Source organism: Streptomyces sp. NPDC048338, assembly GCF_043201055.1.
Lineage (GTDB): Bacteria > Actinomycetota > Actinomycetes > Streptomycetales > Streptomycetaceae > Streptomyces.
On sequence record NZ_JBICYQ010000012.1, the window covers coordinates 39,387 to 51,911 of the forward strand.

Consider the following 12,525-nt stretch of genomic DNA (forward strand, 5'->3'; position numbering starts at 1 on the left):
TTTATTCCCTTTCTCCGTGGTTGAACGCGAGTGCCCGATTCGTGGGATTCTCATCGTATGACGCCGATCACGGAGGTGGAGGGGCGGCGGCTGTCGCTCAGCAACCTGCACAAGGTCCTCCACCCGGCCACCGGCACCACCAAGGGCGAGCTGCTGCACTACTACGCCACCGTGTCCGGCGCGATCCTTCCCCACCTGCGCGACCGGCCGGTGTCGTTCCTGCGCTACCCCGACGGACCGGACGGGCAGCTCTTCTTCACCAAGAACCCGCCGCCCGGCACGCCCGCCTGGGTGAAGACCACCCCGGTGCCGCGCTCCGAGGACCCCCGCGCCCGGCAGGTGATGATCCAGGACCTGCCCTCGCTGATGTGGGCGGCGAACCTCGTCGTGGAGTTCCACACGCCCCAGTGGCGGGCCGAGGCGCCCGCGGTCGCCGACCGGCTCGTCCTCGACCTCGATCCGGGACCGCCCGCGACCGTCGTGGAGTGCTGCCGCGTGGCGCTCTGGCTGCGTGAGCGGCTCGCGGCCGACGGGCTGGAGTCCTTCGCGAAGACCTCCGGGTCCAAGGGCCTGCACCTGCTGGTGCCACTGGAGCCCACGCCGTCCGAGCAGGTCTCGGCGTACGCGAAGCAGCTCGCCGTCCAGGCCGAGGCCGACCACCCCTCGCTCGTCCTGCACCGGATGAACCGCGCCCTGCGGACCGGCAAGGTCTTCGTCGACTTCAGCCAGAACGCCGCCGCCAAGACCACCGCGACGCCCTACACCCTGCGCGCCAGGGAGCGGCCGGCCGTCTCCGCGCCGGTGACCTGGGACGAGGTGTCGGCCTGCCGCGCCCCGGCCGAGCTGGTCCTGCTCATGGACGACATCGCGCCACGTCTGGAGCGGTACGGGGACCTCCTCGCGCCGCTCCTCGACCCCGACCGGGCCGGGGCCCTGCCGTGAACGCCGTCGTCCTGCGGCCTCCGGTCGGCGTCATGCGCCCCCGATCGGCGGACGAGATCCCGGCGCAGGGCAGCGTGGCGGGCGGGCTGCAGTACTCCCTCAAGCTCGACGGCTTCCGGGCCCTCGCCTTCGTACTGGAGGACGGGCGGGTCTTCCTGCAGTCCCGGTCGCAGCGGGACCTCTCGCGCGAGTTCCCCGGAATCGCCGCACAGCTGCGGGACCAGCTGCCGGAGGGCACCGTCCTCGACGGCGAGCTGTGCGCGTACCGCGAGGGCAGGCTCAGCTTCACCGACCTGCTGCGCTCGCCCGGCGACCGGGCCCGGCTGGGCGTCCCCGTCTCGTACGTCGCCTTCGACGTCCTCGCCCTGCCCGGCCGGGACGTCCGCGCCCTGCCGCTGCGGGAGCGCTGGGACCTGCTGGGGGCCGCGCTGGCGGACGCCGTGCCACCGCTCCAGCGCGTGCTGGCGACGCAGGACGAGGAGACCGCCCGCGACTGGTTCCGCGACCTGCGGGCGGTGGGGGTCGAGGGAATCGTGGCCAAGGCCCTGGACTCGGCCTACCGCCCCGGCGGCACCTGGTCCTGGCGCAAGATCCGGCACGCGGACACCCGGGACGGCGCGCTGCTCGGTGTCTACGGCCCGCCCGGGCACCCCCGCGCCCTGCTCGTGGCCCTGCCGGACGGCCGTACCGTGCAGACCTCGCCGCGGCTCACCGCGCCCCAGTCGCGCCAGGTCGCCGAGCTGGTCGGGGACCTCCTGGGGGAACCGGCCGTCCACCCGGACCACCCGGACGCGGGCCCGGTGCGGCTGCTGACCGAACCACTGCTCGTGGAACTCCGCCAGGTCGCCGGCCGCCACGAGACGGCCCGCTTCGTACGGGTCCGCGCGGAGGGCTGAGCAGCGGGGCGGGCGGGTGCCGCCGCAGCGCGGCGCGGGCGGCGCGGGCCTGCCATGCTCGCGAGCGCGGCGCGAGTACGGCTGCGGGTGCGGCGGGATCCCCCCGATCCCCCGGAGAACGCACACCCCCTTACGGCGCGGTCGCGGGCACCCCGGGGGGCGGGGTCCGGCCGGATTCGAACGTGGACCTCAGGTAGAGGCGCGTGGTGCCGGGTGCGACCTCATGGGCGTACACCTCGGCACACCTCCCGGGATCGATGTCCGCCGGATCGGCGTCGTCCGGCACGGCGGCCGCCCCCGGACAGGCGTCACCGTGGAGCAGACCCTCGACGAGGGTCTCGGGCTCGGGGAGCCCGAGGTGCGCGAAGCCGTCGGCGCGGCTGAAGTCCGCGCCCTGGGGTTCGGTGTTGCGGATCAGCCGGGTGCCTTTGGGGGTGAGGGGCGCGAGGTACGCCGTCGCCTCCCGCGTCGGCAGGGTGAAGCTGAGCAGCCCGGTGTCGTACCGCTCCCCGGACTTGTAGCCGGCCCGCCGGTCCGCGGCCCCGGCGGGGATCGGCAGCCCCAGCCGCTCGCTCGTCCACGCGGGCGTCGCCCCGGTCGCCCAGCAGCACTCCTTCTCCGTCGCCGCCGAGCCGGACAGCCACCTGTCCGCGAGCAGCGCGAAGGACACCACGACCGCCCCCGCGACCGCGAGGAGCACCGCCACGACGACCGCGGCCCGGCGACCGGCAGGCGACGTGCCGGCGGCCTTGTCTTCCACGCTGCTCACCTGTGGGTACCTCCTCGCCCCTCGCGCGTTTCCCGCCCGTTGTCCATGCGCCCGCCCTCACGCCCCGGATCGTCGGGCTCCGGCAGCGGTGCGGGGTTCGACTCGCCGGCACCGAGGTCGTAGTGCTTCACCGAGCTGCTGCCGGACATGTCGAACTCCTGCGCCAGACCGGTCGTATGCAGCCGTGCCATCTGTCCGTCGGGAATGCCCACCCCGAAGATGTCGACGCCCTTGTTCTCGTCCCAGTTGTAGCGATCCCATGCGTTCGCCTGGTAGTCGAGTGCGACCTGGGGCCGGCCCTGGGCATCGGGTACGACGGTGACGACACCGGTGACGTTGGCCCGGGTGGAGCCGACGGCGTAGAACCAGTTCTGGTCGTTCTCCTTGGTGAAGGAGTAGTCCCGCGTGTTCGACGTCTCCACGGGAATGGCCACGGGCCTGCCCCCGTTCGCGTGGAACTCAGCGAGTGCCGTCTCCCGCCACGCGTCCTGGTGTGTCCTGATGTGGTCGTCGATGTGCCGCCTGAAGCCTTCGTCGTCAGCCATCATCTTGTCGACCGGCAGATTCATGTGCTCGCCGTTGTCGTCCAGGTAGTGGTCCATGTTGCGGGCCGCGTCGACCAGGCCGCCGGCGTCGGCGCCCTCCGCTATCCCCCGCATCTTGGCCCGGGTGGACCACTCCTCGAAGCCCGGTTCTTCCACGTCATAAGGGCCGGAGCCCTTGTCCGGCGCGATGTGCCGAACTGTCGGGTCCAGGAGTCCGGCGGCCAACAGTCCGCCCTGCTGTTCCCGCCACAACTCTGCCCGCGCCTCCGGACTCAGCGAGCGCCAGAGCCTGCGGAGCTCGTCACGCTGCTTCTCGTTCGCTTCCTTGCCGAGCGAGGCGAGTCGGGTGGCGCGCGGCAGCTGGTCCTCGTCGAGCGACGTGTACGTGGCGTGACCTGCGTTGCGCGGATCGCCCCCGTGGCTGCCCTTCAGGGCACGGGTGGCTGCGGCGTCGACCTCGGCCGCGTGCGCGACCAACCCGGTGACGGTGTCCGCGTACCAGCGCATCAGGTCCTTGGTCCGCTGCGTCGTGCCCTCGGGGGTGCACATCGCCTCCATGACCCGGACGGTGCCGTCGCCGGCGTCCGTGATGAGCAGTGCCGGATCCTTGTCGGTGCCCGCAGCCGCGTCCTCCGCGAGGGCCTTGGCCCGCTTCTGGATACTCGCCAGTTCACTGTGCGCGTCCTGGAGCACCGCGTGGATGCTCGTCGCCTCTGCCCGCAGGTCCGAGAACTCTTTGGCCGCGCTACGTACGAAATCCCTCGTGACGTCGGCGTTGACGCCCTTCCACCGCGCACTCTCGGACTTCCTCAGCAGACCGTCCCGGGCGTTGGTCTCCAGCTTGGCCAGCTCGCCGGCCATGGTCCGCCAGTCGCCGACGGCGGTGCCGAGCCCGCCGAGATCCATGTCCAGGAGATCGGTGTAAGTGAATGCCACGACCCGCCCCTCCCTCAACGAACGTGCTTGGTGATCTCGGAAACCGAGACCGGGGTGCCGTTGCGATGACGCAGCGAGTCCTCGATGCGCTTGTCATTCGCGGCGTACGACTTCTTCGAGTAGTCCAGGTGGTTCGAGATGTGGGCGCACATCTGCAGGACCGTCTTCACCTGCGCGTCCCAGACGGTCAGCGTGGTGAACAGCTCACCCCCCATGGCCAGGTGGCGGGACGACAGCTCCTGCGCGGCGCGCGCTGTCGAGCCCGCACCCTTCGCATCCTGTCCGGCACCGGCGATGTCGGCCTCCTTGCGCAGCAGATCGTGCAGCAGGTAGGCCTCGTGGCCCACGGCACCCAGGTCGTCCTGGGTCACGATCAGGTCCTTGCCACCGGCTCCGGAACCCCCCTCCGGTCCAGCCGTGTTGAGCCGCATACCGGCCAACTGCCGCTCCCGGGAAGCGGACACCGCCGCCGCCCATTCCTGGTTGAACACCATGGTCTCCCCCGTCCGACGCCGATCGCGTCAACCGACCCATCGTAATCATTTTCGATCGCGAAGTGTCCGTTCGTTTTCTGGGCGCGTCGTTCCTTCGCCCGCCTCGGGCACCCCGCTCCGGAACCTCCGGCGCCACCCCCACCTCCGTACAGGCCACGGAGACTTGGCCGGGCCGTACGCGGGGACGCGGCACCGCCCCCCGGCCCTCCGCCCGCCGGGTCCGCACCGGGGCGGGCCGGGCCGGGCGGCGGTGCTCGGGCAAAGGTTCGCGTGGTGGAGCCGGGTGGACGGGGGTGGCTCCGGGACCCCTGTGCGGCACGTGGCGCAAAGAGAGCGCCCCGGGGCGCCGTTCGGGGAACGCGTCCGGTCAGCGGGTCCTCGTCCCCGTTGCCGTGGTGCACACTTGCTGCCTGGTACAGCGCTCACGGGGAAGGCGGCGGCCGCATGCTGACGGGGATCGAGGAGGTCGACTGGGCGTCGTTGGGCCATGCGTACGGACCCGCGGACGACGTACCGGAGTTGCTGCGCGGACTCGCCTCCGCCGACCCGGCGGAACGGGAGCTCGCCCTCGACGGCATGTACGGCTCCGTGCACCACCAGGGCGACGTGTACGACTCGACCCTCGCCTGCATCCCCTTCCTCCTCGAACTCGTCGCTGACCCGGGGATCCAGGACCGGGGCGCCATCGTGGAGTTGCTGACCAGCATCGGCGGGATCGATCTCGGCAGCGACGACGAGGTCGACGAACTCGACCCGGAGGACGAGGACTTCCCTCCGGCGGCGAACTACGCGATGGCGGCCGCCGCCGTCGCCGCCGGGGCCGACGTGTTCCTCGGCCTGGCCGGCGACCCGGATCCGGAGGTGCGGCTGGCCGCACCGTGCGCGCTCGCCTCGCTGCACCCCGAGCCGGGGCGCGTGCTGAACCTGCTGCGGGAGCGGCTCACCGTCGAACGCGACACCGAGGTGCGGCTGGCCCTGGTGGAGGGGGTCGGCCGGCTCGCGCGACGGCACGAGTCGCTGCGCGCCGAGACCGTCGACTGGCTCGGCTGGCTCGCCCGCGCCGCCCAGGCCCCCGGCCTGCGGCTGGCCGCCCTCGCGCAGCTGGCCCGGTGCGCGCCGGCCGAGGTTCCCGCCGACGTCGTGGAGCGCGTGACGGAGCTGCTCGAAGAGGTGCGGACCGCGTCGTACGAGCCGCCCGTCCGCCCCGACGACTCCTGGCCGCCGGTCCCCTCGCTGGCAGGCCAGATCAGCGACTTCCTCGGCGAGCAGGCGGCCGACCGCTCGACCCCGTGGGCCGACGAGCTGCTCCGCACGCTGCACACCGCCCTCGACGACCGGGTCGAGGACCGGATCGCGCTGGTCGTGGCCCAGCTGCGCAGCCCGGATGCCGGCCGGCGGGCGGACGCGGTCTGGCAGTGCGGCGGACTGATACGGATGTGGCGCGGGCGGTACGAGGAGGTCGTGCGGCTCGTCGGGCTGCAGCTCGCCGACCCCGACCCGCGGCTGCGCGAGGCGGCCGCCGCCTTCCTGGAACGGCTCTTCGAACTGACCGCTCCGGCCACCGACGCGCTGGCGACCCGGCTCGCCGCCGCTCCCCCGCGCCCGCCGGCCGGGGCGCCCGCGGCACGCACGGACCGCTGCGGTGCGCTGCTCGCCCTCGCCCGCTCCGGCGACGCCCGCGCGGTCCCGCTGCTCGCCCGCGCCCTCCAAGGACCCGGGATCCGGCACGAGCTGCTGTACGCGATCGACGCGCTCGGGCCCGCGGCGGTGCCGCTGGCCCCCGCGCTGCGGCGGCGGCTGGCCGCCGTCGAGCTCGACGACCGGCTCCACGACCACGCGGCGCCGCTGCTCCACGCGCTGACCGCGATCCGCGCCGTCCAGGCCCTGCCCGAGGTGCTGCGGGTGCTGCGCGGGGCGCCGCCGAACCGGCGGGACTGGGTGCAGGCGGCGGCGCTCAGGGCCGTCGCGGCCTTCGGCCCCGCGGCGCGGGAGGCCGCCCCGGACCTGGTCCACGACCTGCGGTATCTGATGGCGGGCGGCTCGGCCGCTGTCGCCACGAAGGCGGCGCTCGCGCTCTGGTCGGTGGAGGGCGACGCGGGGACCGTACTGCCGGCCCTGGAGGAATGGCTGCGGCCGAACGTGTCCGATCCGGACCGGTGCGCCGCCGCCGGTGCGCTGGGCACGATCGGCCCGGCGGCGGCCGGCGGGGCACCCGCACTGCGCCCGGGCCTCACGGCGCGGGACCTGTGGGTGCGGGTGGCCTGCGCGACGGCCCTGTGGCGGGTGGCCGGGGACGCGGATGCGTCGCTTCCGGTGCTGCTCGCGGCCTGGGAGGAGAACCGCCACGCGCGCGTGGAGATCGCCGAGTGCCTGGCGGAGATGGGCCCCGCGGCGGCGGAGGCGGAGACCGTGATCCGTGCGGAACTGGCCCGGGTCCGCCGCCACAACGCCCGCGAGACCGGCTCCGGCAGCCACGACATCCACGAGGACGAGAAACTCCTCGCCTTCTGCCGGGCGGCGCTCGCCCGCATCGAACGGGACCAGTGGCGCCCGAGCCGGTGACGTGACGCGCGTGGATCCGGCCCCACCGGGGCCGCACGAGGACCACCGCCCCCCTCGGCCACGAGTAGACAAAAAGGACTTCCTTACGAATAAGGTCTACGGGAGCACCGCCCGCCCGGTGCTCGTACGCCCGGCACGCACCCGCCCGGCGCCCGTACGACCCGACCCGGAGGAGCCCGTGAGACCGCTCGGTCCGCCCCTCGCCGCCGCGGCCCTGCTGGCCGTGGCGCTGCCCACCCTCACCGGGTGCGGCGACGAGGGCGGCCTGAGCAGCGCGGGACCCACCCCGACCGCCGTCGGCCCGGTCAGGCTCTGGCCCGGCCTGCCGCCCGCGACCGCCCCGCCCTTCGACTACGGCGAGACCGAGACCCAGCGCGTCCCCGGCGTCGAGGCCCCGGACAACGACGTCCACCGCGTCGACGCGGTGGCCGTGGTCCAGGCCGAGGTGAAGGCGCACCCCCGTACGTACAGCGGCCCGGACGGGCTGTACGCCGAGACCGCCGCGAAGATCGGCCGGTGCGCGGCGGAGCCCACGGCCTGCCCCGTGATGCGTCCGTACTACCGGGACCTGACCGGCAACGGCCGCGACGAGCTGATCGTCGGGATCCGGATGCCCGAGCAGCAGGTCGGCGTGCGGGTCTACCTCGCCGAGAACGGCGGCCTCACCCGGATCATGTCGACCGTCGACCAGGTGGTCAGCGTGGATCTGGCGGGCCGGGACCTCATCATGCGGGTCAGCTCGGCGGGCATCCCGGGGTACGAGTACCGCACCGCCTGGACCTGGGACGAGCAGCAGGGGGCGATGCTGGCGACCCGCGACGAGATCGTCCGGGTGAAGCCGCGCGGCCCGTCCGCCTCGCCCGCGCCCGAGCCGAACTTCGTCGAACCCACGCCCACGCCCGGGCCCGCCGCCACCTCGTCCGGCCCGCCGGCACCCACCGGGTCCGGACCCCTCGACCCCGAGGTCCTCCCCCCGTTCGGGGACCACCCGTGAGGTCCCGGCCGCGGCTGCCCGCGTGGACGGCGACCCTCACCTGGAAGTCCGCCGTCTTCATCACCGTGATGTGCTGCGCCCTCGCGGCGATCCTGGGCACCCTCGTGCACGTCTCGGTGACCCGCCGGACGGTCGACGACGCGCGCGAGCGGGCCCTGACACGGCTCACCACGGCCACCCGGGCGTACGAGGCGGGCGAACCGCTCCCCCGGTCCGCCGGCGTCGACCCGGCGGGCCTGCCCGCCGCGCTGCGCGCGCTCGCCGTGGGGGGCGAGCGGGGGACGGTGGTCGCCGACGACGACGGACGGCCGACCATGTGGGCGGCCGGCCCCGCCGACGGCCGGGCCCTGGCCGTGCGGGTGGACCACACCACCGGCGCGGAGACGATCGCCGCACTCGACCGCTCGATCCTCGGGTCCTCGGTGCTGGCCATCGGGTTGACGCTGCTCGTCGGCGCGTTCGCGGTCACGCGGGTCACCCGGCGGCTGCACCTCACGGCGCAGGTGGCCAGGCGGATCAGCGCCGGCGACCTCGACGCGCGCGTCGACGACCCCCGCACGCGCGATCCCTCGCGCACCGAGGACGAGGTGGCGACCGTCTCCGGGGCGCTCGACACCATGGCGTCCACGCTCCAGCGCAAGCTCCAGAGCGAGCAGCGCTTCACCGCCGACGTCGCCCACGAGCTGCGCACCCCGCTGACGGGGCTCTCGGCCGCCGCCGAGCTGCTGCCGGAGGGCCGCCCCTCGGAGCTCGTACGGGACCGGGTGCGCGCGATGCGGGCGCTGACCGAGGACCTGCTGGAGATCTCGCGCCTCGACGCGGGCAACGAGACGGTGGATCTCGCCGTGCACGCGCTCGGGCCACTGGCCGAGCGGGTGGTGCGCGCCTCCGGCACGCCGACCGAGGTGCTGGTCGTGCGGGACGCGACGGTGGAGACGGACCGCCGGCGTCTGGAGCGGGTGCTCGGCAACCTCGTGGCGAACGCCCACCGGCACGGCGCGCCCCCGGTCGTGCTGACCGTGGACGGACCGGTCGTCTCGGTGCGGGACCACGGCGCGGGGTACCCGGCGTACCTGATCCAGGACGGGCCCCAGCGCTTCCGCACGGAGAGCGGCGGCAAGGGCCACGGCCTCGGTCTGACGATCGCGGCCGGGCAGGCGGAGGTGATCGGCGCCGCACTGGTCTTCACGAACGCGCCGCGCACGACGGACGATCCGGGCGCCCCGGGCGGCGGCGGGGCGGTCGCGCGCCTGACGCTGCCGGAGTACGTACGCCTCGACGACCCTCTCGACGACCGGGACGATCCCGACGACCGTTCCGGCGGCCCTCCCGACGCCCGTCCCGGCGCCCGTCCCGGCGACTCCGACGGCCGGGACGATCCCGAGGGCTGACGGCACACCGTCACACAAAAGGGACATAAGGCTTACTGCTTGCTACGTTGCGGACCATGACCGCAACGCGAGCGGACGCTCCCCCGCCCGGGCTACGCAACCCGAAGCGCCGCGGCGTGGAACTCTCCCTCCTCGTCTGCGCCGTCCTCGTCTCCGTCCTCGGCTACGCCGAGGTCGGCCTCGCCCGGTACGGAGCCGTCCCCCCGGACGCCGCCCGCTACGGCGCCGGACTCGGCCTGCTCGCGCTCCTCGCCCATCTCGCGGTCCGCTTCCGCGCCCCGTACGCCGACCCGCTGCTGCTGCCCATCGCGGTGCTGCTCAACGGTCTGGGTCTGGTGCTGATCTACCGCCTCGACCTGGAGACGCCCGGCGACGTGGCCGCCCCGACCCAGCTCGACTGGTCGACGCTGGGGGTGGGCCTGTTCATCGCCGTGGTCGTCCTGCTGCGCGACCACAGGATGCTCCAGCGGTACGCGTACCTCTCGGTGGCCACCGCCCTGGCCCTGATGCTCGTGCCGATCTTCTTCCCCGCGGTGAACGGCGCCCGTATCTGGATCCGCGTCGCCGGACTGTCCTTCCAGCCGGGCGAGTTCGCCAAGATCCTGCTCGCGGTGTTCTTCGCCGCGTACCTCGCCGCCAACCGCAACGCGCTGGCGTACACGGGCCGCAGGATCTGGCGGCTGCAACTGCCCACCGGCCGGGTGCTCGGCCCGATCGTGGCGATCTGGGTGATCAGCGTCGGGGTCCTGGTGCTGGAGCGCGACCTGGGTACCTCCCTGCTCTTCTTCGGCCTCTTCGTGATCATGCTGTACGTGGCGACGGGCCGGACCGGCTGGATCGCGGTCGGCCTGCTGCTCGCCGGCCTGGGCGCGTTCGCGGTCGGATCCCTCGAACCGCACGTGCACATCCGGGTCGAGGACTGGCTGCACCCCTATGCCTCCATCGAGGCCGGCGACGGACCGAGCCAGCTCGCGCAGTCGCTCTTCTCCTTCGCCGCCGGCGGAATGCTCGGCACCGGCCTCGGGCTCGGGCACTCGGTCCTCATCGGCTTCGCCGCCAAGTCCGACTTCATCCTCGCCACGGCGGGCGAGGAACTCGGACTGGTCGGTCTGACCGCCCTCTTCCTGCTGTACGCGCTGCTCGTCGCCCGCGGCTTCCGCGCCGGGCTCGCGCTGCGCGACCCCTTCGGCCGGCTCCTCGCGATCGGCCTCGCCTCGATCCTGGCGCTCCAGGTGTTCGTGATCGCGGGCGGGGTGATGGGCCTGATCCCGCTGACCGGCATGGCGATGCCGTTCCTGGCGCAGGGCGGCTCGTCCGTCGTCACCAACTGGGTCATCGTGGCCCTGCTGATCCGGGTCAGCGACTCGGCCCGCGCGCCGCACCCCGAGACCGTGGAGACCGGGATCGTCGCGCCGGTCGTGGAGGACGCCCGGTGATCCCGTACATCCGGCGCGCCGCCGGGCTCTGCCTCGTCCTCCTGGTGGCCCTGCTGGTCAACGCCGCTCGGGTGATGATCATCGAGGCCGGCGAGCTGGACGAGAGCCCGGCCAACCGGCGCATCGCCATCGCCCGCTACGGCCAGCCCCGCGGCACCATCGAGGTCGACGGCCGACCGGTGACCGGCTCCCGGGACAGCGGACAGCAGCTGCGCTACGAACGGACCTACACCCAGGGCCCGTTGTACGCGCCCGTGACCGGCTACGCCTCCCAGACCTACGGCACCACGCTGCTGGAGAACGCCCAGGACTCCGTCCTGGCGGGCACGGACCCGATGCTGGCGCCGCTGCCGTTCTGGAACGACGTCAGCCGGGCCCGGAACCCGGGCGGCACCGTACTGACCACGATCCGGGCCTCGATGCAGGAGGCCGCCTACCGGGGCCTGGAGGGCAAGCGGGGCGCGGTCGCGGCGATCGAGCCGTCGACCGGGAAGATCCTCACCCTGGTCAGCTCGCCCTCGTACGACCCCGGTGTCCTCTCCGGGACGGGCCGGGAGGTCAAGGACGCCTGGGCGCGGCTGAACACCTCGCCGCACCAGCCGATGCTGAACCGGGCACTGCGCCAGACCTACCCGCCCGGCTCCACCTTCAAGATCGTGACGGCGGCGGCGGCCCTGGACGCGGGCGTGGTACGGGACGTCGACGCGCCTACGGACACCCCGGACCCCTTCGTCCTGCCGGGCACCCGCCAGGTGCTGCCGAACGAGGCGAAGGGCTGCGCGGACGCCTCGCTCGCGTACGCGATCCAGTGGTCGTGCAACACGGTGATGGCCGGACTCGGGGTGAAGGTGGGCCTCTCCGGGATGCTGGACACGGTGGGCGGCTTCGGCTTCAACGACGCGGGTCTGCGGGTGCCGTCGTGGGTGGCGAAGTCGAACTTCGACCGCGAGATGAGCGACGACCAGCTGGCACTGTCGTCGATCGGCCAGTTCGACACGACGGCGACGCCGCTCCAGATGGCGCTGGTGGCGGCGGCGGTCGCGAACAACGGCGAGATCGCGGCCCCGCATCTGGTCGACCGCACCACGACCTCGGGCGGCCGCACCGTCGACACGACGGGTCGCAGCAGCTACCGCCAGGCGATGCGCCCCTCGACGGCCACGCAGCTCCAGCGCCTGATGGTCAAGGCGGTGGAGGAGGGCACGGGCACGAACGCGGCGATCCCGGACGCGATCGTCGGCGGCAAGACGGGCACGGCCCAGCACGGCTTCGGCAACACGGGCACCCCGTACGCCTGGTTCATCGCCTGGGCCCAGGCGAGGGACTCGGCACAGCCGGCGGTGGCCGTGGCGGTGGTGATCGAGGACGCGGAGGCGAGCCGCACGGACATCAGCGGCGGCGGCAGCGCGGCCCCGATCGCCCGCGCGGTGATGGCCGAGGCACTGCGGCTCGAGGCGGCGGGCCGGGGGCGTCCGTAGACACGGCACGGCTCCCGCCTGAGGCGCTGCACGGCCGATGCCCGGCCCGGGGCAGCACTTCGCCCCGCCGCGGAGCGACGGG

At 73.7% G+C, this 12,525-nt stretch carries 10 protein-coding genes; 7 read left to right on the top strand and 3 right to left on the bottom strand.

What is annotated here, in order from left to right:
• Nucleotides 1-57: 57 nt before the first annotated feature.
• Nucleotides 58-942, top strand: coding sequence for a non-homologous end-joining DNA ligase (ligD, locus tag ACGFZF_RS26300; RefSeq protein ID WP_393557956.1), 885 nt, complete (start codon nucleotides 58-60; stop codon nucleotides 940-942).
• Between the two features lie 32 nt (nucleotides 943-974).
• A complete protein-coding gene (locus ACGFZF_RS26305) occupies nucleotides 975-1,838 on the top strand; it encodes a DNA ligase (RefSeq protein WP_393557958.1) in 864 nt (287 codons plus the stop codon).
• Between the two features lie 130 nt (nucleotides 1,839-1,968).
• Here ACGFZF_RS26305 and ACGFZF_RS26310 read toward each other — a convergent pair whose 3' ends face one another.
• The 3 genes from ACGFZF_RS26310 to ACGFZF_RS26320 are packed head-to-tail and all read right to left on the bottom strand — an operon-like array spanning nucleotide 1,969 to nucleotide 4,582.
• The gene (locus ACGFZF_RS26310; protein ID WP_393557960.1) at nucleotides 1,969-2,607 is read right to left on the bottom strand and encodes a hypothetical protein; all 639 of its coding nucleotides are present in this window, start codon (nucleotides 2,605-2,607) and stop codon (nucleotides 1,969-1,971) included.
• A complete protein-coding gene (locus tag ACGFZF_RS26315; RefSeq protein WP_393557962.1) occupies nucleotides 2,604-4,088 on the bottom strand; it encodes a hypothetical protein in 1,485 nt (494 codons plus the stop codon). The genes ACGFZF_RS26310 and ACGFZF_RS26315 overlap by 4 nt, the downstream gene beginning before the upstream one ends.
• A gap of 14 nt (nucleotides 4,089-4,102) precedes the next feature.
• Entirely contained in the window at nucleotides 4,103-4,582 is a 480-nt protein-coding gene (locus ACGFZF_RS26320; protein ID WP_393557964.1) for a hypothetical protein, read from the bottom strand.
• A 444-nt stretch (nucleotides 4,583-5,026) separates the two neighbouring features.
• Between ACGFZF_RS26320 and ACGFZF_RS26325 the strand changes: the two genes are divergently transcribed.
• From ACGFZF_RS26325 to ACGFZF_RS26345, 5 genes are all read left to right on the top strand, one after another.
• A complete protein-coding gene (locus tag ACGFZF_RS26325) occupies nucleotides 5,027-7,144 on the top strand; it encodes a PBS lyase (RefSeq protein ID WP_393557966.1) in 2,118 nt (705 codons plus the stop codon).
• Between the two features lie 178 nt (nucleotides 7,145-7,322).
• A complete protein-coding gene (locus tag ACGFZF_RS26330; RefSeq protein WP_393557968.1) occupies nucleotides 7,323-8,138 on the top strand; it encodes a hypothetical protein in 816 nt (271 codons plus the stop codon).
• A 68-nt stretch (nucleotides 8,139-8,206) separates the two neighbouring features.
• The gene (locus tag ACGFZF_RS26335) at nucleotides 8,207-9,529 is read left to right on the top strand and encodes a histidine kinase dimerization/phospho-acceptor domain-containing protein (RefSeq protein WP_393558377.1); all 1,323 of its coding nucleotides are present in this window, start codon (nucleotides 8,207-8,209) and stop codon (nucleotides 9,527-9,529) included.
• A 56-nt stretch (nucleotides 9,530-9,585) separates the two neighbouring features.
• The gene (locus ACGFZF_RS26340) at nucleotides 9,586-10,965 is read left to right on the top strand and encodes an FtsW/RodA/SpoVE family cell cycle protein (RefSeq protein ID WP_393557970.1); all 1,380 of its coding nucleotides are present in this window, start codon (nucleotides 9,586-9,588) and stop codon (nucleotides 10,963-10,965) included.
• Nucleotides 10,962-12,443, top strand: coding sequence for a penicillin-binding transpeptidase domain-containing protein (locus ACGFZF_RS26345; protein ID WP_393557972.1), 1,482 nt, complete (start codon nucleotides 10,962-10,964; stop codon nucleotides 12,441-12,443). The genes ACGFZF_RS26340 and ACGFZF_RS26345 overlap by 4 nt, the downstream gene beginning before the upstream one ends.
• Nucleotides 12,444-12,525 lie beyond the last annotated feature (82 nt).